The 20190-nt window shown below is 59.0% G+C and carries 17 protein-coding genes; 3 read left to right on the plus strand and 14 right to left on the minus strand.

Annotated features, from left to right (window positions below):
* The first annotated feature begins 612 nt into the window (after nucleotides 1–612).
* On the plus strand, nucleotides 613–1941 hold the full coding sequence (locus C4S72_RS11700) for a methyl-accepting chemotaxis protein (RefSeq protein ID WP_104003304.1): 1329 nt from the start codon (nucleotides 613–615) through the stop codon (nucleotides 1939–1941).
* 89 nt (nucleotides 1942–2030) lie between these two features.
* Here the strand turns inward: C4S72_RS11700 and C4S72_RS11705 are convergent, their stop codons facing one another.
* From C4S72_RS11705 to C4S72_RS11730, 6 genes are all read right to left on the minus strand, one after another.
* Entirely contained in the window at nucleotides 2031–3542 is a 1512-nt protein-coding gene (locus C4S72_RS11705) for a tripartite tricarboxylate transporter permease (protein ID WP_104003305.1), read from the minus strand.
* A 21-nt stretch (nucleotides 3543–3563) separates the two neighbouring features.
* Nucleotides 3564–4037, minus strand: coding sequence for a tripartite tricarboxylate transporter TctB family protein (locus C4S72_RS11710; RefSeq protein WP_104003306.1), 474 nt, complete (start codon nucleotides 4035–4037; stop codon nucleotides 3564–3566).
* 54 nt (nucleotides 4038–4091) lie between these two features.
* Nucleotides 4092–5039: a tripartite tricarboxylate transporter substrate binding protein gene (locus tag C4S72_RS11715; RefSeq protein WP_104003307.1), complete on the minus strand. Its 948-nt coding sequence runs from the start codon at nucleotides 5037–5039 to the stop codon at nucleotides 4092–4094.
* 100 nt (nucleotides 5040–5139) lie between these two features.
* Nucleotides 5140–5931 carry a 4-hydroxy-2-oxoheptanedioate aldolase gene (gene hpaI, locus C4S72_RS11720; RefSeq protein ID WP_104003308.1) on the minus strand — a complete coding sequence of 264 codons (792 nt, stop codon included), beginning with the start codon at nucleotides 5929–5931 and terminating at the stop codon, nucleotides 5140–5142.
* Nucleotides 5932–5979: 48 nt separating this feature from the next.
* Complete coding sequence (locus C4S72_RS11725) at nucleotides 5980–7455, minus strand: NAD-dependent succinate-semialdehyde dehydrogenase (protein WP_104003309.1); 1476 nt, start codon at nucleotides 7453–7455, stop codon at nucleotides 5980–5982.
* Between the two features lie 19 nt (nucleotides 7456–7474).
* Nucleotides 7475–9010, minus strand: coding sequence for a UxaA family hydrolase (locus C4S72_RS11730; RefSeq protein WP_104003310.1), 1536 nt, complete (start codon nucleotides 9008–9010; stop codon nucleotides 7475–7477).
* A gap of 193 nt (nucleotides 9011–9203) precedes the next feature.
* Here C4S72_RS11730 and C4S72_RS11735 point away from each other — a divergent pair, with 193 nt between their 5' ends.
* Nucleotides 9204–10154 (plus strand): LysR family transcriptional regulator, encoded by a 951-nt coding sequence (locus C4S72_RS11735; protein ID WP_104003311.1) that lies wholly within the window; start codon nucleotides 9204–9206, stop codon nucleotides 10152–10154.
* A 31-nt stretch (nucleotides 10155–10185) separates the two neighbouring features.
* Here C4S72_RS11735 and C4S72_RS11740 read toward each other — a convergent pair whose 3' ends face one another.
* From C4S72_RS11740 to C4S72_RS11775, 8 genes are all read right to left on the minus strand, one after another.
* Nucleotides 10186–10596 carry an amine oxidase gene (locus C4S72_RS11740; protein WP_104003312.1) on the minus strand — a complete coding sequence of 137 codons (411 nt, stop codon included), beginning with the start codon at nucleotides 10594–10596 and terminating at the stop codon, nucleotides 10186–10188.
* On the minus strand, nucleotides 10571–11719 hold the full coding sequence (locus C4S72_RS11745) for a flavin monoamine oxidase family protein (RefSeq protein ID WP_200826755.1): 1149 nt from the start codon (nucleotides 11717–11719) through the stop codon (nucleotides 10571–10573). The genes C4S72_RS11740 and C4S72_RS11745 overlap by 26 nt, the downstream gene beginning before the upstream one ends.
* Nucleotides 11720–12040: 321 nt before the next feature.
* A complete protein-coding gene (locus C4S72_RS11750) occupies nucleotides 12041–12484 on the minus strand; it encodes a DUF2846 domain-containing protein (protein WP_104003314.1) in 444 nt (147 codons plus the stop codon).
* 147 nt (nucleotides 12485–12631) lie between these two features.
* Entirely contained in the window at nucleotides 12632–13150 is a 519-nt protein-coding gene (locus C4S72_RS11755; RefSeq protein ID WP_104003315.1) for a retropepsin-like aspartic protease family protein, read from the minus strand.
* A gap of 104 nt (nucleotides 13151–13254) precedes the next feature.
* A complete protein-coding gene (locus C4S72_RS11760) occupies nucleotides 13255–15618 on the minus strand; it encodes a DNA polymerase II (protein ID WP_104003316.1) in 2364 nt (787 codons plus the stop codon).
* A gap of 6 nt (nucleotides 15619–15624) precedes the next feature.
* Nucleotides 15625–16620, minus strand: a complete 996-nt coding sequence (mvaD, locus tag C4S72_RS11765) for a diphosphomevalonate decarboxylase (protein WP_104003317.1) — start codon at nucleotides 16618–16620, stop codon at nucleotides 15625–15627.
* Nucleotides 16621–16707: 87 nt separating this feature from the next.
* A complete protein-coding gene (locus C4S72_RS11770; protein WP_104003318.1) occupies nucleotides 16708–17286 on the minus strand; it encodes a class GN sortase in 579 nt (192 codons plus the stop codon).
* A complete protein-coding gene (locus C4S72_RS11775; protein ID WP_104003319.1) occupies nucleotides 17283–19334 on the minus strand; it encodes a marine proteobacterial sortase target protein in 2052 nt (683 codons plus the stop codon). The genes C4S72_RS11770 and C4S72_RS11775 overlap by 4 nt, the downstream gene beginning before the upstream one ends.
* 127 nt (nucleotides 19335–19461) lie before the next feature.
* On the opposite strand from C4S72_RS11775, the gene creB reads away from it, so the two are divergent.
* Complete coding sequence (creB, locus tag C4S72_RS11780) at nucleotides 19462–20160, plus strand: two-component system response regulator CreB (RefSeq protein WP_104003320.1); 699 nt, start codon at nucleotides 19462–19464, stop codon at nucleotides 20158–20160.
* Nucleotides 20161–20190 lie beyond the last annotated feature (30 nt).

Consider the following 20190-nt stretch of genomic DNA (forward strand, 5'->3'; position numbering starts at 1 on the left):
CAACATTTACCGCCATATCCACGATTCAGAACCAGGATAAAGAGCCACCCTGCAGAATCACTATGCCAAGCTGTACTTGGCCTGCGCCCTGCTATTCAGTGAGTTGTGGTCAATTTCGTGACAGCTAAACTCGAGTCTAGCGCTGCAGTAAAAGTCTGAAGAACAGATTCCTGGCGATTGATCCGCCTGATGGCACAACATCGACAAAAATAAAAAGGATTAACAAAACACCGTTGAGCCCTTACATCCTGTTAACCCTCACCTCGCTTAAACCGATACCTTTTAACCAATACATTGTTTAGCAAGCAGCTTTTTTACTAGGCGGCTTGTTTAACACTGAGAGTGTTCGCAGTCTCACAGCGTCATCCGCACCTGAGTCGTATTTGGCAATAATGCGAAACGATGATTAATGCTCAACCTTGGTAGAGGGGGTCGCAGTGTTTATTGATTGGCACTATAGTAGATGAAAACAATTATCAAAAAGATCGGGCCGGCTCCCCTCTGCACGGCAGCCCTGCACAGGCTGATTTCGATCGCTGAAATCGGGCAGGTATTGATGACCATCGGAATAAACACTGTTCGCAACGTTCATTTTCAACGTGTTGGTGGCCTATGATTTTTTCAAGCTCCCGCAAGCCCAGTCAGTCGCAACAGCACCTTGCACAGCTAGAACTCTCCTGCGGAGAACTCACCGATATCCTTAACGCGGTCAAGGCGTCGGTCGCCTACATAGCGTTCACCCCGGACGGGCAGATAGTCGACTGCAACGAGCTTTTTCTGAACGTCACCCGCTACGATCGAGCAGATGTTCTTGGCAAGCACCATCGCATTTTTTGCGATGCAGGCTACGCAGGCACCCAGGACTATGCGCAGTTCTGGCGCGACCGCGCCGCAGGCATACCGCTACGGGGAACCTTCAAGCGTCTGAACCGGCTCGGCCAGCGCATCTATATCGAGGCGACCTATATCCCGGTGAAAAATGTCGAGGGCGAGGTCACCCAGGTGATCAAGCTCGGCAACGATGTGACCGAACTGACCATAAAAGCCAACGACCGCGATTCCGTCTACCGCGCTATAGACCGCTCCCAGGCGATCATCGAGTTCACACCGGACGGCACCATACTCGACGCCAACGAGAACTTTCTCGGCGCGATGGGATATACGCTGGAGCAGATTGTCGGCAAACATCACAGGATGTTCTGCAGAGACGAGTTTTACCGTGATCATCCTCATTTCTGGCGCGAGCTGGCCCAGGGGGAATTCCGCAGCGGCAAATACGAACGCCTGAACTCCGACGGAAAATCGATCTGGCTGGAAGCCTCCTACAACCCGGTCTTCGACGAGGAGCAGAAGGTCAGCAAGATCATCAAGGTTGCGGCCGATATTTCCGATCGTGTGCGTCGCCAGGAGGAAAATATCACCTTCGCGGCAACCATCTCGGAAGAGACCTCGCAGATCACTCAGATCGCCCAGCAGACACTATCGGAAGCAGTGACAACCTCGGACAAGGTCACCCAGCGGGTCGGCAGCGTCGCCGGGGTTATAGAAGAGCTCAGCAGCAATGCCGGCTCGATCCACCAGATGGCGATAGCGATCGAAGAGATCGCTGCGCAGACCAACCTGCTTGCACTCAATGCCGCCATTGAAGCCGCGCGAGCAGGCGATGCCGGACGCGGGTTTTCTGTCGTTGCCGACGAGGTACGCAACCTGGCCCAGCGCAGTCAGCAGACCACCGAACAGATCAAGAAGATCGTTTCCACCAACGCCAACCTGATGGGCAGCATCGTGGGCCAGATAGACACGGTGAAGGAGAGCCTGGAAAACGAGATCGCCAAGATTGCGCTGGTCAGCGACGGTATGCAGGAGATAGAGCACGCGGTGACACGTTTATCGGAGCATATCTCTGGCATGACCGATCAGACCGGCATGGAACGCGTCTGAGCTCTGCAACCCTCTAAAGCCCCCTATCACAGACGAAAAAAATCCCGGCACTCAGGCCGGGATTTTTGTTTCTACTTCGGGACCGGGTATTAAGCTTCGCTAGCCTTCAGCTGCCGTGCTTTCTGCGCCTTGCGGTAGCGCTGATACAGCGGCAGACCGATAGACAGGGCTGACAGGATGAGGAATGTCAGGCTGATTGGGCGAGTGAAGAAGATGGTCCAGTCGCCTTCAAACATGGTCATGCCGCGACGGAAGTTCGACTCCACCATGTAACCCAGGATCATCCCCAGCACCACCGGCGCCGCGCTGAAGCCGAAGCGGTTGAGGAAATAACCGAACACACCGAAGAACAGAAGAATCCAGGCGGAGCTGAGCGTACCGCTGATACCGTAGGAACCCAGGATGCACATCACCATGATGAACGGCATCAGGTAGGAACGCGGAATCTGAAGCACCCGCACGAACAGCTTGATGCCGATCGACTGGAAGCTGAACATGAAGATGTTGGCAATGAGGAAGGCGATGATAATGCCGTAGGCGATATTGCTCTGCTCCTGGAACAGCATCGGACCAGGCTGCAGTCCCTGAATCAGCAGGCCACCCATCAGGATCGCCGCAGACGCATCACCGGGGATACCCAGGGTCATCATCGGAATCAGTGCGCCACCGGTCATGCCGTTGTTGGCGGATTCACAGGCCACCACACCTTCCGGCGTACCCTTGCCGAACTTCTCCGGTGTTTTCGACATGCGCTTGGCCTGATCGTAGGCCAGGAAGGAGGCGATGCTGCCACCGGCACCCGGAATCGCACCCACGATGGCACCGATCAGCGAGCTGCTCAGCCACACCTTCCACTTGCTCAGGGTTTCACGTACGCGCGGATAAGCGTTGGAAACGCGCACCTTTTTCTCGGTATTCAGCATTGCATCGTCGGAGGTGACATCACGAATAATCTGCGACAGCGCAAACAGACCGATCAGCGCCGGCATGAAATCCACGCCGCCGATCAGTTCGGGGATACCTGCGGTCAGACGCACCATACCGGTGAGGGAGTCGATACCGATCAGTGAGATCAACACCCCGATCAGGCCGGCAACCAGCCCCTTGATAATGGAGTCGCCGGAGACAGACGCGATAATCGTCAGACCGAACAGACCCAGGGCAAAGTACTCGATAGCGCTGAATTTTAGCGCCACGTCCGCCACCACCGGTGACATGAACGCGAATACCGCGACACTGATCAGACCGCCCACAAAGGAGGAGACGATACACAGCCCCAGTGCGCGACCCGGCTCGCCATTGCGCGCCATCGGGAAGGCATCAAGGGTGGTCGCCACCGAGGAGGGAGTACCGGGGATATTCAGCAGCGCGGCCGGGATAGAGCCGCCCGAGATCGCACCGCAATAGACACCCAGCAGCATACCGATACCGGTGACCGGCTCCATGCCGAAGGTCAGCGGCAGCAGCAGCGCAATACCCATGGTGGCGGTCAGGCCCGGCAGTGAGCCGAACACCAGACCCAGCAGGGTACCGAAAGCGATGGCGAGGAAAATCTGATAGTTGAAAAACAACCCTGCCGCATCGGCGAAGTTAGCGAGCATAAAACAACTCCTCTATGCCGCTCAGGGCAATGACAGCTCAAATATGACCGCGAACACCAGGTAGATAAAACCTGAGGCCACAGCGGAAAACAGCGCAGACGCCAGAATCGAACGCAGACCCGGATTTGCGCCACTGATGAACTTATCCACCAGCAAGCGGAACGCAAACAGGAACGCCAGCGTACTGATCAGGAAGCCCACGTGGGTCAGCAGCAGGATATACACGGCGATTGCAGCCAGTGTAATCACCAGGGCGAACGCCTCTTTCAGCCCGATGGGCTGGCTCTCGCCCTCCTCTCCAGAGAAGAGATCCTTAACCAGCAGATAGCCTGTCAGCACGATGATCAGGAGACTGATCCAGAACGGCAGAAATCCCGCACCGGGATCCCCCTTTACGCCCATCCCCGTGGGGATAGCCTGAGCCATACTGAGAAAATAACCTGCCGCCGCAATCAACAGCAGATAGAAAATCTGCTGCTCTTTGATTCTTAACATATCTGCATCCAACCCGTTAAAAACTGGGCCCGGCCATCTGGCCGGGCCTCTCTGTTACTGCTTGAGTTCCTGTGCAGTTTCAATGAACTCCTTGGCCAGTCCCTGCATACGCTGGTCCAGCTCTTCACCCGGCGCTACGTAATCGATGGTCGCGCCCTGCGCTGCAATCGCCTTGACGAAGGCCGGGTCGCTGGTCGCGGCTTTCAGCGCTTCGCCCCAGGCTTCCTTCACTTCATCGCTGACACCCGCCGGTGCGGCAACACCGCGCCAGTTGGTCAGCAGCAGCTCACCGCCCTCCTCTTTCAGGGTCGGCACATCCGGATACTCTTCCATGCGCTTCTCACCCAGGGACAGGAGCGGGCGCAGCTTGCCGGACTCAAGGCCGGAAGCCAGGTCACCCAGGTTCAGCATCAGCGCATCGATATGACCGCCCATGGCAGCAACCACGGCCTTGGAGGAGCCGTCATGCGGGATCTGCTTCACTTCGTAACCGATGTTACGCGCCAGGATAGCGCTGGCGACATGTGTGGAACCGCCGTAGCCGGAGAAACCGAACTTGATCTTGCCCGGGTTGGCTTTCATGTCCTCAACCAGCTCATCCCAGGTCTGCCAGGGGCCATCGGCACGCACGGCGACCACGTAGTCTTCGGTCAGCACGTTACCGAGGTAATCGAAGCCGGTGGATTTGTAGGTGGCGTTACCCATGCCTTCGGTAGCGAAGATCACGTTGTTGGGGATGGTTACGGTGTAACCGTCCGCCTTGGCGGTGGCCACCTTGGTGAATCCCAGGATGCCGCCTCCACCGGGGATGTTGTTGACGATGATGGTCTGCCCCAGGGATTTCTCCAGTGCGGGCTGCAGCGCGCGCGCCAGGACATCGGTACCGCCGCCAGCGTTGTAAGGAATCACCATGGTGATCGGCTTGGTGGGGTATTCGGCCAGTGCCATTCCGGAGGTCAGCGCGCTGGCCAGAAGAACGGATGCTGTAATTGCTTTTTTCATGGTCCTTCCTTTTTATTCTTGCGGGGTTTAGTTATTCGGTTATCTGCTTTTCGCTTTCCGGGCCACCCTGTCGCGGCCCGTCACTCGATCAGGGACCGTATCAATACGGCCCTTTGGTTGCTTCAGGCGCTTCTCCCAGTCCGAATTCAGCCGCCCGAGCCCGGGTGGCCTGCATCATCAGGGTGACATCCAGTCCTACGGCCACGAAGGTCGCGCCCAGCTCCAGGAACCGACGCGCCTGAGCCACGTCGCCTGTCAATGTTCCAGCAGCCTTGCCGGATGCGACGATCGTCTTGATCGCCTGATCGATTGCAGCCTGAACATCCGGATGACCCGGATTGCCCAGGTGCCCCATGGACGCCGCCAGATCGGCGGGACCGATAAAGACACCATCGACGCCGTCCACGGCGCAGATCGCTTCGAGATTTTCCAGCGCGGTTACGGTCTCGGCCTGAACCAGCAGACAAACCTCGTCATTGGCCTGGTGCACATAGTTCTTGATGCCGTTCCAGCGCGACGCACGCGCCACGGCGGCGCCAACACCGCGAATCCCCTCTGGCGGATACCGGGTAAAAGAGACCATCTGCTGCGCCTGCTCGGCGGTATCGATCATCGGCACCAGCAGCGTCTGCACGCCGATATCCAGCATCTTCTTGATGCCCGGCGCATCGCCCTGAACCACGCGGACCACCGGATGGCTTGAATAGGGCGCCACCGCCTGCAGCTGGGCAAGCGTGCTGTTCAGGTCATTGGGCGCATGTTCGTTGTCGATCAGCAGCCAGTTGAAACCAGCGGTGGCCGACATCTCGGCACTGTAGCCGGTGCCCATGGAAAGCCAGAAACCGATCTGGGCTTCGCCCTTGGCCAGCGCCTGTTTAAAGCTATTGCTCACTGTTTCACTCTCCTGCTCAAGGCTGCTTTCGTTTTCTTGCGCTCAAGGCTATTTCAGGTTGCCCTGACACAGGTACTTGATCTGCATAAAGTCTTCGAGGCCATGGATCGAGCCTTCGCGGCCGTAGCCGGACTCTTTAACACCACCGAACGGCGCTGCTTCCGAAGCCACCGCGCCTTCGTTGATACCGACGATGCCGGTCTCCAGCGCATCGGCCACACGCCAGATGCGGCTGACGTTTTCGGAGTAGAAGTAACCGGCCAGACCAAACGGCGTATCGTTGGCGGCGGCGATCACTTGCGCTTCGGTTTCAAAGGAGAACAGCGGCGCTACCGGACCGAAGGTCTCTTCGCAGCAGAGCACGGCCTGGTTGGACACGTTGGCCAGCACGGTCGGTGCGATGTAGTTCGGACCCAGCTCTTCGCGTACCCGGCGACCGCCAGTCAGCACCTTGGCGCCATGCACGACGGCGTCGTTGATGTGGTTGAGAATCTTGTCCACGGCGCGCTCGTTGATCATCGGCCCGATCATCACACCCTCTTCGGTGGCGGGACCGACCTTCAGCGCGGCAACACGCTCGGTCAGCTTGGCGGCGAACTCGTCGAACACGCCGGACTGAACATAGACACGGTTCGGGCAGACACAGGTCTGACCGCCGTTGCGGAACTTGGCAGCCATCAGGCCATCGACGGCGGCGTCCAGATCGGCATCGTCAAACACCACGAACGGCGCGTTGCCACCCAGTTCCAGGGAGAGCTTTTTCAGGGTATCCGCGGAACGGCGAGCCAGGTGTTTGCCTACCGGGGTGGAGCCGGTAAAGCTGACCTTGCGCACCTGCGGGCTGTCGAGCCAGACATCGACCACTTCCGGGGTCTGTTCGCGCGAAGCGCAAACCAGGTTCAGCACGCCTTCCGGCACACCGGCTTCTGCAGCCAGTTTGGCCAGCGCCAGGGAGGTCAGCGGGGTATCTTCCGCCGGCTTGCCCACTACGGTGCAACCCGCGGCCAGTGCCGGTGCTATCTTGCGGGCGATCATTGCCGCCGGGAAGTTCCACGGAGTAATCACGGCCACGACACCCACCGGCTCACGCACGGCGAACATTTTGCGACCGGCTACCGGAGACTCGATCACCTCACCGGTGATGCGGGCAGCTTCATCGCCAAACCATTCCACGTAGCTCGCGGCATAAACGATTTCACCAATGCCCTCGGCCAGCGGCTTACCCTGCTCATAGGAAACCAGCTTGCCCAGCTCCTCTTTATTCTCAAGGATCAGGGCGTTCCAGCGCTTGATGATCGCAGCGCGAGCCTTGGCCGGTGTTGCGCGCCAGGCCGGCAGCGCAGCGCGCGCCGCCTCGACGGCGCTCTGCGCATCAGCGGCACCGCTATCGGGAACACGGGTGATCTCGGTCATATCGGCCGGATCGAGCACCGGGAAAACCTGGCCTGATACCGCATCCTGCCAACGGCCGGCGATGAAGTTCTGTGATTTGATCAGATCCTGACGATCGAAGCTGAATGCCAAGGTGACACCTCCAAAAAAGTTAGCTGACAATACCGATATGCCAGGGGATAAACTCGTGATCGCCTAGACCAAGCTTCTCGCTGCAGCTGCGCTCGCCCGAGGCGACACGCAGAATGTGGTCAAAAATTTCCTGCCCCATCTCTTCGATCGACAGTTTTCCGTCAATGACCTGACCACAGTTGATATCCATATCTTCGCTGAGCTGCTCGAACACCGGGGTGTTGGAGGTCAGTTTGATAGTAGGAGCGGGTTTAGACCCAAACATGGACCCACGCCCTGTAGTGAAGCAGATAATATTGGCGCCGCTGGCAATCTGTCCCGTAACGGCAACAGGATCATACCCCGGTGAGTCCATGAACACGAACCCGGCCTTGTCGATCGGCTCGGCGTATTCATACACCTCCTGCAGCGGCGTGGTACCACCCTTCATGGCGGAGCCCAGCGACTTCTCGAAGATATTCGCAAGTCCTCCAGCCTGGTTACCCGGCCCTACAACACCATTAAACTGGCCGGCATGACCGCGGGTGTACTCTTCCCACCAGGCCAGGCGATCCAGCAGTTTCTGACCCACTTCCGGCGTTACCGCACGGCGGGTCAGCATGAATTCGACACCGTGAATCTCAGGAGTTTCAGACAGAATCGCCGTGCCACCGTGACGCACCAGAATATCCATGGCGGCGCCAAGACCCGGGTTGGCAGAGATACCGGAGAGACCATCGGAACCGCCGCACTCAAGGCCGATCTTCAGGTGGCTAGCACTCACCGGCTCTCGCTTCACCTGGTTGACGATCGGCAGCATCTCCTTGATCGCTTCGATACCCGCTTCGATAGAGGCGCGGGTACCGCGGGTTTCCTGCATCACCAGAGAGCGCACCAGGTTACCGGCTTCCAGCCCCTGGGACTCCATCAGGCCCGCCACCTGGTTGCGCTCGCAACCCAGGCCCACGATCAGCACACCACCCATATTGGGATGGCGGGCGTAACCGGCCAGGGTACGACGCAGCACGTCGAAGTGGTAGCTCGGGGAGGACATGCCGCAGCCACTGGTCTGGGCGAAGGCGACCACGCCATCCACGTTCGGATAGTCGGCAAGCTTTTCAGGGGTAAAGTAGGCAGCGATCTGGTTGATCACCGTGGCCGAACAGTTCACCGACGACATAATGCCGACGAAGTTACGCGTGGCGACCCGGCCATCGGGGCGCACAAAACCCTGGAAAGTGGCACGTTCCGATTCCGGCAGGTAATCCACCGGTTTTACATCGGCGCAGAACTCGGGATCGCGGTAGTAGTCCACCAGTTCCATGTTATGGGTGTGAACATGCTCACCGGCTTCGATATCGCGGGTAGCCGCGCCGATCACCGTGTTGTACTTGCAGATCTGTTCGCCCTGCTTGATCAGACGGGCCGCGATTTTGTGCCCTGAAGGGACCTGAGCGCGCACCTTGACGCCGAACTCCGGCACCTCATCGCCAAGCGACACAGCGCGACGTACTACCAGTACGTTGTCTGCAGGGTGGAGTCTCATCAACGGAGACACGCTGGACTGTTCTGCCATGAAACTTCCTCTGGCCTTAATTCCGGATACTCACTTGCGGAGTGTGGTTAAGGCGGAGTATGCGCGGCAGAATCATTACTTTAAAATGAAAGTATCGACTGTATTCATAACCATTTAGTTATGTATAGAGTTAGAATAACTCACCGATACGAAAAACAGAGCTCATCTATTGGCATAAAAACAGGGGGTTAGCGTGAATGATCTGGACCGGGTTCTGAGGTCGAACCTGAAGCTGAGACACCTGCAACTGCTGGTTGCTCTGGATGAGTTTCGCCATATCGGCCGTGTTGCCGAGCGCCTGTCGCTGACCCAGCCGGCAGTTTCGAAGATGCTCGCCGAGATCGAAAAGATGTTTGGACTGGAGCTGTTTATCCGCTCCACCAAGGGCACCGAACCCACCGCCTATGGCGAGGCGATCATTCGCTTTGCCCGCGCCGTACAGGCGGATTACGACAAAACCTGTGACGAGCTCGGCGCCGTGGCCAGCGGCGCCGCCGGCCGCGTCAATATTGGCGCCATGGTGGTGGTGATGCCGATGTTGCTCTCCCATGCCATAGAGACGTTGAAGCGTCACTCGCCCCACTCCACCGCTCTGATTGAAGAGGGCGACCTGAAGCGACTGCTGCCAAAACTGCGTACCGGAGAGCTGGACCTGATCGTCGGCCGCCTGGAGCCAGGCTACGCAGCGCCGGACCTGGCCACCGAACCACTTTACGACGAAGAGATGTGCCTGGTCTGCTCACCGGAACATCCGGCCGCGCAGCTGGAGTCGCCGGACTGGAAAGACCTGGTGGATGATCGCTGGGTGGTGCCGCCGCCCTGGGCATCGTCACGGGTGAAGCTGAACCAGATGTTCTACAAGCACGGCATCAATCCGCCCAGCGATCTGATCGAAACCGCCTCCTTTCTGGCGATCTTCAACGCCATCCAGCAGCGTCCGGCGATTGGCTATGTGGCGGGCAGCGTAGCGCGCCACTTCTGTGACCAGGGCCTGCTCTATCGTCTGCCGATCGAACTGCCGCTGGAGATGCCGCCGGTGGGGATTATCACGATTCAGGGACGACGGGAGTCGCTGACACTGTCGCAGATGCTGGCTGCGCTGCGCTCGGGAGCGAAAGAGCTCTATCCCGACAGCCATCACTGAGCCATTGGGCGCTGCAGCTCCAGACACTGGACTAGCGTTCGCCGAGCTTGAACTTAAACTCATCCCACTGTACGCCGACGGCGTGCAGGACTTCGCCGATATAAGCGGCACTGGGGCGATGCTCGGCGGGAAAGTTGGATAGTGCGCAGGAGGTGCGGTGTTTCTGCACCGCGTATTCGATCAGCTCCTCGGCCGACCCCTCCAGCGGCTGCAACACCGAGTGTGTTCTGGCTGCGGAATCGACCTTGCCATGCTCTGCTTCCAGCTGAGCAAGCTTTTCCAGCGCAGCGTTATAACCCCGCCGCAGCACATCGACGAGGTTACGTTTCAGCAGGCCATCAGAGTTCTGTCGCGACAGATCCCGGTTTACCTGGCGGTCATATTCGCGTTTCATCAGCTTGCGCCAGCCGACCAGCTCATCGTGCAGTAAACTCAGAGGCATGCTGCAGCTCTCCTGTCTCAGGCCCCAGAGATGAGGTCTGCTCGCTAAGATTAAGCGCTTGGGCAACTCGTTCTGCCGCCTCCAGCGCTCCTTCCAGATAGCCACCAAAGTGCGTAGCGGTCTCGCTACCGCAAAAGAGAAGCTTGTCGTTCCAGTGATCCAGTTCAAACCAGGGATGTCCATAGTCCGGGTGCGCACTCAACGGCTGGGCATCCGCTGTCGCCGCCGTCAGTGCCTCGTCGGCCCAATCCTGAATCTCGACCGACTCGGGCGTTGCCGCTTCAGGCCCAAAGGCGCGTACCAGCTGATCGAGCAGCAACGCTTCCAGATCGTCTCGCCAGCGCCGGCGCAGTTCAGCGGGTAGTGCGAAAAATCCCGACAGGGCCGCATCACCGCCCTGCTCGGCCCCGGCATCAAACACCTCTGCCAGCATCGCACTCGGGTAGCCGGACAGCATCGCTCCGGAAAGGCGCTGCTGCCGCCAGAATGGGTATTTATAGCGGATCAGTGCTTTCGCCTGCCCGGCCATCCAGGTGGGCGTCTCCCGCATCAACCGCTGCAATGAAGGCGCCAGCGCCGGCTTGAAAGCGACCCTCTCGGCCAGCAGACGCGGTGGCATACAAAGCACCACCTGATGAGCAAACAGTTGTCGCTGCGTCCCCTGATGCTCCAGGTTTAACAGGATGTACTCTCCGGCATCGGTCAGCGCATCCAGCCGGTGAGCACTGTGCAGGCGCTCCGCTGGCAGATGTTGAACCAGCTTGTCGATCACCGCGGCGGTGCCGCCCTCGACACGCCGGGCATCGGCATAGGTGGCCGGATCGCTATAGCGCTGCGCCGCCCTATCGCGGTCGATCTGGTAAAGGGAATCGCCCGAGACCCATTGTGGATAGGTATTCAGCCCCAGAGACCTGAGCAGACCCGCGATTCGTGGTTGGGAGTCGGGCCAGACCCACCCGGGGCCCAGGTCATAGTTAAACTCCCCCTTTACGGGCCGGCTTAGAATACGACCGCCAAATCGGCTTCGAGCCTCAAACAGCTCAAAAGAGCGCCCACTACTCCAAAGCTTCTGCGCCAGATAGAGCCCGGAGAGCCCGCCACCGATAATCGCCACATCGAGCATTAGCCTTACTCCCTCACCCCGACCATCGACCATCGACCATCGACCGGAACATCGATCACAACAAGTCGACCGGATTCACCGACCCATTCACTTTTTGGTCCAGAAACTAAAGTAGAAAGTCATTTCAAACAGTTAGGCAGAAATGCCCCTCGCAGCTTAGGCGATGCACCGGGGATTCTGTGATGAAGCTGACAAGCAGGTGAAGCGCCTTGAGCACTGGAGGGAAAAGAGATCGCAGAAGTCGACAGAGGTATAACAACTCAGGCCTGGCAGCTAACCAGGCCTGAGCAAAAGTTTCGTTTAGCTGGAAAGTCGATAGCTTCAGATATCACTATCGGCCCGTTTGCATTCAAGTACGCCCGCTCTGCCCTCTTCTTCAGAGACCTCATGGAGCTGTGAGCGGGCGGTCCACATTCCCATCTTGACCTCCTGCCAGATGAAATAGTTTTTCCCTGCCTCCGTGCTCAACCTCAGCCGCGCTTCATTCTCGGTATGGGAGATCACCTCATGAGCGCCGGGCTCCACTTCCCAGAGGAAATAGGTTTCTGGCCCTGTCCGCCCCGCCATCTTGCCGTCGAGGCTGACCGGCATCGCTATGGCGCCACCAAACATCTCGTTCCGGTAAAGATAGATATTGGATTTATCACTGGCCACTGCGAACTCTTTTGCCTGTCGGTCCGCATCGAGCGAGGTCATGGAGACCGAGGCGCAGCCGCTCAGCAGCAGAAACAGGCAGGTCAGTGTCGAAGCTATTATTTTTTTCATTGCCGGATACCCAGAAGCCTAATTAAGAGACATCTGAATTAAAGCTTAAACCGGGAGTTTGGTCGCACAAATCAAACGTTTCTTTGATCTGCACCAGCCTATCCGATAGACGGAAGGCTGGGACGAGCTTAGGAAAGAGAAGCGGTCTTAATCCGGCACTCTAAGCGTCAGGGTGCCGTCGCGCTGGGTCAGCTCCAGGTGCTGCATAAAGCTCATGCCGAGCAGCACCAGGTGGTCGTGCATACCAGGGTTGATGGTGGCGCTGACGTTGCTCATCCGGATACCGCCGAGAGTCACGCTATCCAGCTCAGTGCGATAAACGGTAACGATACCGTTGGCGGTCATCGACTGGATCGGTGCGCCGCGCTTAAGGCCAAGATCTTCCGCCAACGACTCCGGCACACTGACCATCGTGGCGCCTGTATCAAGCAGGAAATTGACCCGCTCACCATTGATACGCCCCGGCGCCTGGTAATGACCGGCGCGGTTGCGCTGCAGCACCACCTCGGAGTCGCTGCCATTGATATAGGCGAGATCCGCGTTGGGGTTTTCACGCGAGTCGATGTAGTTATTGAAGAACAGCGTCAGCATCGCCAGGATGGCGACCCAGGTCAGATGTGTCATCAGCCGGCCCATACGGCGGCGGTTTCGATCAGGATCGTACATCAGCCTCTCGCTTTCATTCTTCGGGCAGTTTTGGCCGCTTTCTATCCTTGTACACAGTGACTGCAGCTTCGGAGCGCAAGCCAGGCTCAGCAAACGTCACGCTCTCAGAACAGCCCTATCTGCGGCGCTACCAGAGATTCAAAATGTTCACCGATAAACGGCAGTATCGAATCAGCCACCGGCAGCAACTGCTTGTCGATATAGTGCTGGTAGTCGATCGGCGAGCGCAACAGCTCCACCGGCTCAGGCCCATTCACGGTGATCAGGTAACGCACACTGTCGCCGATGCCATAAGCGGGCGGCAAGCCGCGACTGCGGCGCTCGGCCTCCAGCAACCGGGCCGCCTTCACATGGGGCGGCTGGTTATGGGTGTAGGCATCCAGCGGCTGTCGCAGACGACGGTGGTAGATCAGCTCATCATCGCTATTGCCCGCTTTAAGCCGGTTGATCGTCTCCTCCAGCATCTCCCGGTAAGGGCGATCATGGAAGATCCGCTCATAAAGCTCACGCTGAAAATCCCGCGCCAGCGCAGTCCAGTCAGTGCGTACCGATTCGAGGCCGCGGAACACCAGCTCACTCGGCCCTTTCGCCTTACGTTTTAGACCGGCGTAACGCTTCTTGGTGCCCTTCTCGCTGTGCCGCATGGTCGGCATCAGGAAACGCTCGTAGTGCGCCTCGAACTGCAGCTCCAGGGCGCTCTCCAGGTCAAACTCCCGCTGCAGCCGCTGTTGCCACCAGCTATTGAGCTCCGCCGCCAGTTGCTGACCATATTCGGCAGTATTCTCATCGGGCCAGTCATCGCCTAGCCAGACAAAGACCGAGTCGGTATCGCCGTAGATCACCCGATGACCGTGATGCTCCTCGATCCGCTCCGCGGTCTGGTTAAGAATCTGGTGGCCGCGCAGGGTAATCGAACCGGACAGACGCTGATCGAAGAAACGGCAGATCTTGGAACCGAGCACCCCGTAGCAGGCGTTCATCTGGATCTTAATCGCCTGGGAAAGTGGCGCATTACCCTCGGCCTTGGCGCGGTCACGGGCCTGCCAGAGCTGTTCGATGATGCCGGGCAGCAGCGTGCGTGAACGGGAGAAGATGGCGCCATGATAACCGGGCACCAGGTCGTCGGGATCGGCGTCCTCAACCAGCCCCTGGGCCAGCCCCAACGGATCGATCTTGAAGGTGCGGATGATACTTGGATACAGACTTTTGAAGTCGAGCACCAGGATATGGCGGTAAAGCCCCGGCCGCGAGTCCATGACAAAACCACCGGGAATGGTCAGGTCCGAACGGCCAGAGGCATACTGAGGCGCCACATGCCCCTGCCGATGCAACGCCGGCAGGTAGAGGTTATCGAACGCTTGTTGAGAGCCACCCACCTTGTCCAGAGGCAGGCCGGTCAGGCGCGCCCGCTCGATCAGATATGCGATCAGGCCGGCGTGCTCAAAGATCTCGCTGACCAGCCGGCAGTCCTCCAGGTTGTACACCGCAAACGCCATCCGGTCTTCGGCATAAAGGCGCTGGATCTCGGCGCCGCGATCATCCACCTTGTCGATCGCCTTACCTCGCCCGAGCAGTTCATGGGCGACAAAATCGAGGCCGTAGCGCTCAAAGCGCCAGGTTGCGCCTTTCAGCGTATCGATGCCATCCAGCACCACCCGGCCAGGAATACGCGCAAACCAGCGCCCGTTCTGGGCTCGATCCACCAGAATCGGCTGAGGCTCCCTGCCTGTGCTGACTCGACCGATATTGAACGTCAGTCCACACGCCTTGGCGCGGACCTCTAGCACGCGCAGGTCAAAGCCGATGACGTTCCAGCCGATCAGGATATCCGGGTCGTATTCGTTGATAACCGCGATGGAGCGCTCCAGCAGATGCCGCTCGCCCTGACAGCTTTCGATCCAGGATTCAGCAGGGCCCTGGCCGTTAATAAGCACCCGTTCGAGCTCATCCCCTGAGCTAGCCCCTTGTAACGCCACCGACAGCACCCGGTCGGCGCGCATGGTGGTTTCGATGTCGATGGAAAGTACACGAAAGCCGGGAGCGTAATCGGCCGGTTTAAGCGCTATGCCGTCGCGGCGTTCAATTACCTGGGCGCCCGCCTGGACAAAGCGCTCCATCAGGTAACGGTCCACCGGGCGGATATCCTCTTCCATCAGCCCGATACCCGCCTGCTGCAGACGCTCGATCGCCTGCCGCCAAAGCGCCAGGCTGCGGCAATAGAGCGCACAGATAGGTTGCTGGGAGAGATCCTTCAGCGGCAGTTCGCGCAGGCGCCAGCCATTCGTACCGGACAGCAGCTCACTGACCCGTTGCTGATCGCTGGCGAGAATAAAGAACACCGCCTCCTCGCCCTGAATATCCACGCGACGGGCTCCCGCCGCGGTGGATAACCAGTAGCTCAGTTCAATGCGATCTTTGACGTCACGCTGCTGTCGGGTCAGAACAAACCCGGTATTCGATGTGTTCAACGAAGATTAGATGCCGAAAGGCTGGACGACTTCGAGCCCCGGGAACTGCGCTTCCACCGCACCCCGAGAAGCATCCTCGAACAGCAGCTTCAGGTTGGGGCCCGCATCCATGGTGAAATACAACGCCAGACCCTCGGCCCGCAGCTTCCAGATCTTCTGCATCGCGGCGACGCTGTCCGGCTGCCAGTAAAGCAGCGGCGGCCAGGAGGCGATCATGGTGGCGTGCATCGACAGTGCGTTCTGCTCGGCAACGCTGCCCAGCAGCGCGAAATCGCGCTCGGCAATCGCCTGCTGCAGCTTGCTCAGATCCGCGGCCGCCTGCATCGGCCAGCTCTGGTACAGATGCGCGGTCTCCTTGGTGCGCTGCATTCCGGCGCGGGAGTCGACGCTCTTTTCGTTCTCATCCACGTGGATCAGCCCCACGCAGAGCCCGGGCCAGCACTGCTCCAGCGGCAGCGCATAGCTGTCCATGCCATCCTCACGCACGCCCATCTGCCATTCGACAAAACCGTCGAACAGGGAGCGGCAGGCGCTACCGCTGCCCATGCGCGCCATAACGGAAAGCTCGGTATCGCTGAGCTCCAGCTTGAAGGCGTCGTTCATCGCCTTGGTCAACGCCGCAAAACCGGATGCCGACGAGGCCAGCCCCGCCGCCGTGGGGATATTGTTCTCTGTCGTAACCCGGAACGCCTGCTCCGGGTGATAGATACGAAACAGGTCGATAAACGCCGAGACCCGTTTGGCAAAACGGGAATCCGGCCGCTGCTGGGTACCGTTAAGCCAGACCGAATCGGTTTCGCCATCAATAGGCTCCACGCGGGTGCGACTGCCCAGGTGATCCAGGGACACCGACAGGGAACCGTTAACCGGCAGGTTCAGCTCGGTATCGCGTTTGCCCCAGTATTTGCACAGAGCGATGTTACTCGGCGCGAAATGCTCGGCACTGGCCCCGGGTGTGGCGCTCTTCGGCAACCAGCCGGTCATAAAGTCGGTCTTGTTCATCGCTACCCTTAACTGCGTTTCAAACCTGTCTTTTAAAGCTTTGTGCTCTTTATAGGATAACATCGGATCCGCCGCTCTACTGAATCCTTACTGCGTAACTCGACTGGCAGAAACCACGTAGCGTAACGGACCACCGGCGGTCAGCGCATCAAACGGATAACAGGTCACCAGCAGCAGCCCCTGCGGCAGTGCCGTGGGATCCAGCCTGACTCGGGTCGAGTCAACCACTTCCACCCTATCGACCCGGTACTCCACACGGCCGTCGCTATCGCTGAGCTGGAAACGATCGCCCGGCAGGACAGCCTGCAGAAAACGAAAATGGGTATCGCGATGGCCGCTGATCACCCGCGCGGCGCCACTCAGGTTTTTCGCCTGCATATTCTCGCCCGGTGCAAAGGCCAGCGAACTGCCCTCATCACCGGCCAGCACGATCTGATCGATATCGAAACGCCCAGCGCTTAGTCTCGCCACCGGGTAGTGATCCGCCCAGGGCCAGGGTGGATGGGCTTCGCCATCCGCCTGGGTCTGCAGCCAGGCACGCTGCAACAGCACCTGTGCAATCTCGGCCTTAAACGGTATCCACAGCGCCTGGACGATCATCGCGGCTCCGCCCAGCAGCAGCGCCAGTATCATCAGGCGCTTTGCGGCGGTCCTCGACAGACTCATGCGGATAGCTCTCTGTCGCTGCCGTTCACACGACGCTGCCACAACAGCAGCGCCAGAGCAGCGAACAGCATCAGGCTGCCGAGCAGCAGACTAAGCTCATAGCCGGTGGCTCCGCTGGCCAGCTGCAGGGTTTGTTTCACTTCAAGCCCCTGGGGCATCTTGCCCGGCAGTGCTTTCGTATCTAAAGATTCGGTATCAGGACGGACCGGGGTTTTATCCACCGCCACCAGGCTGGTGAAGGGGCTGACAAGATGGAAATCCAGCGCCAACCGGGTGACTTCATTGCGGATAGTGTCGGCGTCCACACCCCGCGCGGCGCCGCGCTGCCAACTGGCGATACTCCTGCGCGCCCAGTCGATACCGATACCCGCCTGCTGATCCACCGCGTCGATAGCCAGTGACTGTTTCCAGAGCGTATCGCCCATCTGCCCCTGGATCTGCACCGAGCTGTTCTCATCGCTCAGCTTCATCGCCACCACCAGCGGCTCGCCGGCGTAGAGGTCAGGCACCACCGCCGGGGCAAAACCGGACACACCTTCACCGCTGACCTGGATATTAGCCAGCACCGGTTTTGCCAGACGCTCAAACAGGGCGTTCATCTTTTCTGCCGCCTCATCGGGGCGACCGATATAGGTGAAGAAGCCCCGGCCCGCCAGCGCCGCCTCCTGCATAAAGTAGGTGTTGGGCGCACTGCCGATCCCCACGGTAAACAGCCGGCTGCCGGCCAGTTTGCGCTGGATATGGCTGAACAGTTCCTGCTCCTGGGCTACCGCTCCGTCGGTGATAAACACCACCTGGCGCAGACGCTGGCTGTCGCTCGGCTGCAGCGCCAGATCCAGCGCCGGGAACATATTGGTACCGCCCTCTGCCTCAAGGCGGGAGACAAACCGCTCAGCGATCCTGAGGTTCTGGTCATCCGCTGGTCGTGACGAAGTGAACAGCGCCGCAGTATCGGTGTTGAATTCGATAATATTGAAGCTGTCCCCGGCTTCGAGCCCCGCCAGCCCGTTCAGCAGCGCCTCCCTGGCGGCACGGATCGACTGACCGCCCATGGAACCGGAGGTATCGATCACGAACACAACCTCCCGCGCCGGTTTCTCCCAGCCATCCAGCTGCGGCGGCGTAAACATCAGCAGACCAAAGCGACCCTTGTCGCTGGTTTCAGCAAAGAGTGCGGCGTTGGGTTGCTGTGAGGGCACAGGTTTCCAGGAGAGCAGGAAATCACGGTCGGCCTGGACCGAACTCTGGGCCAGCTCTATATCGACCTCGCCATTCTCACCCTGGCTCTTCAGGATCTTGTGATAGTGACTCTTCACTTCAGCCAGCTCGAAGCCTGCACGCAGGCGCAGCCGCAGACTCACCGGACGGTCGATCTCCTCGTCTGCCAGAGGCAGGACCTGGTTGGGCCTTTCGCCCGGCAAAAGACTCCAACCGCTGTTCAACGAACCGGTCTGCTCAACAACATGGGTCGGCTCAGGCAGTGCACCGTTATATCTGGGAGTAATCGCCATCGGGAAGCGGATGCTGAACTCGCCCTCTTTCCAGCCCAGCGTCTGCTGGTACTCGATGCTTACGCTGACGCTACCGCCAGGCGGAATATTCGCCACCGAGGTGGAAAACAGGTTCGGCCGGTCCTGTTCCACCAGCGCGGTGCGTTTACCTTCCGCCTTGGCTTGCTCATAAACCGCCTTGGCCTCCTCCTTCTCCTTGATCTCACCTTCGATCACGCGCTCGCCAATCAACAGCTTCATCCGATCGACTGCAGCGTCTTCAGGCAAAGGAAACAGGTAAAGCGCCTCCACCCAGGTGTCGCCCGGGTTCTTGAACTCCTGGGTCACCACCGTCCGAGCAATCGGGCCTGTCACATCAATACTGACATCGGTGTTCAGCAGAGGCAGCGCCTCGGCCTCACCCCGATCATTGCGCATCATCAGCGAGCCCTGGGTGATATCATCTGCGCTGAGTGACGTTGCATGAGCCGCCAGGGCAGTCCAGAGACAGCCGAGCAGCAACAGCCCGAAGCGGACAAAGTGTGTTAGCGTTTGCATCCTTAACTTCTCCTCACTGGATTGATGGCCTCAGGATCTACCGTCAACCCGAAGAGAGTTTGAAGTGAGTGTGAAGTCCGCCGCTTTTTCAGCGGAAAATTGTTCACCAGGGAAGAGTTCGTCAGAGATGTCTATGGAAGTGCTGATTGTCGAGGATGAACCCGCCATCGCCGAGACGGTGGTCTACGCGCTGGAATCGGAAGGGATCAGTTGTGAGTGGGTTTCCACCGGCAACGCCTGCCTGACAAAAATCGCCGAACAGCCGGTGCAGCTTCTGCTGCTCGATATCGGCCTGCCGGACAGAAGCGGCTTTGATCTCTGCCGTGAGATCAGTGCCTCCCACCCGCTGCTGCCGATTATTTTTCTGACCTCTCGCCACAGCGAAATCGACCAGGTACTGGGCCTGGAGCTCGGCGCTGACGACTACATCACCAAGCCATTCAGCCCGAGAGTGTTAAGCGCCAGGGTACGCAGCAAGCTAAGACGACTTCAGCCGGCTTTCCAACCCACTATCCAACCCACTACCGCGTCCTCCATCCAAAGCGGCTTTCACGATGATGGCGACGCTCTGCGGATCAGCCTGGACGGTCAACTACTGGATCTGAGCCGTTACGAATACCGCCTGCTGAGCCTGTTGTTAGATCACCCCGGCCGCATCTACTCCCGCGACCAGCTAATGGAGCTGGTCTGGGAGGACCCGGGCAGCAGTTTCGATCGCACCGTGGATACCCATATCAAGACGCTGCGGCAGAAGATTCGTGAGGTCCAGCCTGAACTCGATCCGATCAAAACCCATCGCGGTCTGGGCTACAGCTATGAAGGCTAGTTACCGCTATGAAGCGATTCGGCAAGGGAA

It is taken from the genome of Marinobacterium lutimaris (assembly GCF_900108065.1).
Classification (GTDB): domain Bacteria; phylum Pseudomonadota; class Gammaproteobacteria; order Pseudomonadales; family Balneatricaceae; genus Marinobacterium_D; species Marinobacterium_D lutimaris.

Excerpts from the sequence above, each read along its gene's own strand:
- C4S72_RS11700 (WP_104003304.1), top strand. The coding sequence starts at position 613 with ATGATTTTTTCAAGCTCCCGCAAGCCCAGTCAGTCGCAACAGCACCTT.
- C4S72_RS11705 (WP_104003305.1), bottom strand. The coding sequence starts at position 3,542 with ATGCTCGCTAACTTCGCCGATGCGGCAGGGTTGTTTTTCAACTATCAG.
- C4S72_RS11710 (WP_104003306.1), bottom strand. The coding sequence starts at position 4,037 with ATGTTAAGAATCAAAGAGCAGCAGATTTTCTATCTGCTGTTGATTGCG.
- C4S72_RS11715 (WP_104003307.1), bottom strand. The coding sequence starts at position 5,039 with ATGAAAAAAGCAATTACAGCATCCGTTCTTCTGGCCAGCGCGCTGACC.
- C4S72_RS11730 (WP_104003310.1), bottom strand. The coding sequence starts at position 9,010 with ATGGCAGAACAGTCCAGCGTGTCTCCGTTGATGAGACTCCACCCTGCA.
- C4S72_RS11740 (WP_104003312.1), bottom strand. The coding sequence starts at position 10,596 with ATGCCTCTGAGTTTACTGCACGATGAGCTGGTCGGCTGGCGCAAGCTG.
- C4S72_RS11745 (WP_200826755.1), bottom strand. The coding sequence starts at position 11,719 with ATGCTCGATGTGGCGATTATCGGTGGCGGGCTCTCCGGGCTCTATCTG.
- C4S72_RS11750 (WP_104003314.1), bottom strand. The coding sequence starts at position 12,484 with ATGAAAAAAATAATAGCTTCGACACTGACCTGCCTGTTTCTGCTGCTG.
- C4S72_RS11755 (WP_104003315.1), bottom strand. The coding sequence starts at position 13,150 with ATGTACGATCCTGATCGAAACCGCCGCCGTATGGGCCGGCTGATGACA.
- mvaD (WP_104003317.1), bottom strand. The coding sequence starts at position 16,620 with ATGAACAAGACCGACTTTATGACCGGCTGGTTGCCGAAGAGCGCCACA.
- C4S72_RS11770 (WP_104003318.1), bottom strand. The coding sequence starts at position 17,286 with ATGAGTCTGTCGAGGACCGCCGCAAAGCGCCTGATGATACTGGCGCTG.
- C4S72_RS11775 (WP_104003319.1), bottom strand. The coding sequence starts at position 19,334 with ATGCAAACGCTAACACACTTTGTCCGCTTCGGGCTGTTGCTGCTCGGC.
- creB (WP_104003320.1), top strand. The coding sequence starts at position 19,462 with ATGTCTATGGAAGTGCTGATTGTCGAGGATGAACCCGCCATCGCCGAG.